The sequence below is a fragment of the Stenotrophomonas sp. P5_A8 genome (assembly GCF_056400545.1).
In genome coordinates, this window is sequence record NZ_JBFULB010000528.1 from 1 (window position 1) to 1,510 (window position 1,510).

Here is a 1,510-nt window from a genome sequence, read left to right on the forward strand (position 1 = left end):
TCCCGATTCCGCTCATGGGAAATCTCCGCTAGGCTGGATAGGTCGAGAGCTCCCCCGCTTGCCCAGTCTTATCACTTCGAGTGCTACCTCGAGCAACTGTTCGGGCGGACCAAGGGAGATTCCGGCGTGGGCGCCAAGCTACAAGTCGATCGTCGAGATCCAGGCTCCTACGGCGGCCCACGCCGGCTCTCGACGCCTACGCTGCCAGATTCCAAACAGATAACGCTCCTGGGCAAAATAAAGGAGGAGGCCGCTTGCGGCCGGGGGACATTTGCACCAGGGGCCTACCGGCTGCTACGGGGCCCTCACGCTCGCGGCAATCTCGAGCGAAGAGCCACGGCTCCAACCATCGCACCGCGGTTCCACTCCTATAACACGGCTCTCCCGCTCAACCCGAATTAAGGAATTGTAAAGCGAATGAGAACGCTTTACATTTACACCCCCTGCGCTGCCGGCGCGGGCCTGGCCGGAATCCAAGGACGGCCGCCGGGCCCTGCTCACCACCCACGGCCGCAACGGCGCCGACCCACCGTCGGGTTCCACCCACCCCTCAGAAGGATCTAAACGCCAGGCGCTTCCGGTGCCCGGCCTGCCGTGCCCGCTGCCTGCTGCTTCCCCCTCCGAGACCGATTCGAGACCCTGCGCATGACCTTCCGCGATCTTCCGCCCCGCTCCTTCCGCCACGCCCCGCTGAGCCTGGCCCTGCTCTCCGTCCTGTCGCTGGCCTCGCCGCTGGCGCTGGCCGACGCGCTTGCCGATGCCGGCGGCAATGCCGATGCCAAGACCCTGGACAAAGTCAGCGTCGTCGGCGACCGCGCCGCGCCGTCCAGCACCACCCGCCTGCCGATGACCCTGCAGGAAACCCCGCAGTCGGCCACCTCGATCGGGCTGCAGCGGCTGCAGGACGAATCGCTGTTCAGCCTCAACGACGTCATGCGCAACGTCACCGGCGTCAGCGTGTCCTTCTACGACACCCAACGCCCGTTGTACTACGCGCGCGGCTTTGCCATCACCGATTTCCAGGTCGATGGCATCCCCACTTACAGCGGGTCGACCAACCAGGAATACGACACCGCCTTCTACGACCGCGTCGAAGTGATCCGCGGCGCCAACGGCCTGCTCAGCGGCGCCGGCGTACCCTCGGCCACGGTCAACCTGCTGCGCAAGCGCCCGGGCAAGGACTTCGACGCCTCGTTCTCGGTCAGTGCCGGCAGCTGGGATTACCGTCGCATGGAGGCCGACGTGACCGCGCCGCTGACCGCCGACGGCCGCTTCCGCAGCCGCGTCGTTGCCGCCTACACCGACCGTGATTTCTATTACGACCGCTACAAAGAAAACAAGATGGCCGGCATGGCGGTGCTGGAAGGCGATATCACCGACAGCACCACCGTCACCGTCGGTTACCAGACCCAGGACAACAACCCGGTCGGCTCCACCTGGGGCACCGTGCCGTTCTTCGACAGCCAGGGCAACTTCGCCCACCTGTCGCGCTCGACCAACCTGGCGCCGA

1 protein-coding gene is annotated in these 1,510 nt (G+C 65.8%); it reads left to right on the top strand.

The genetic code is table 11. The features are described from left to right. Positions 1–645: 645 nt before the first annotated feature. A partial coding sequence (locus tag AC1DQP_RS20370) for a TonB-dependent siderophore receptor (RefSeq protein ID WP_478052415.1) occupies positions 646–1,510 on the top strand: 865 nt, incomplete at its 3' end.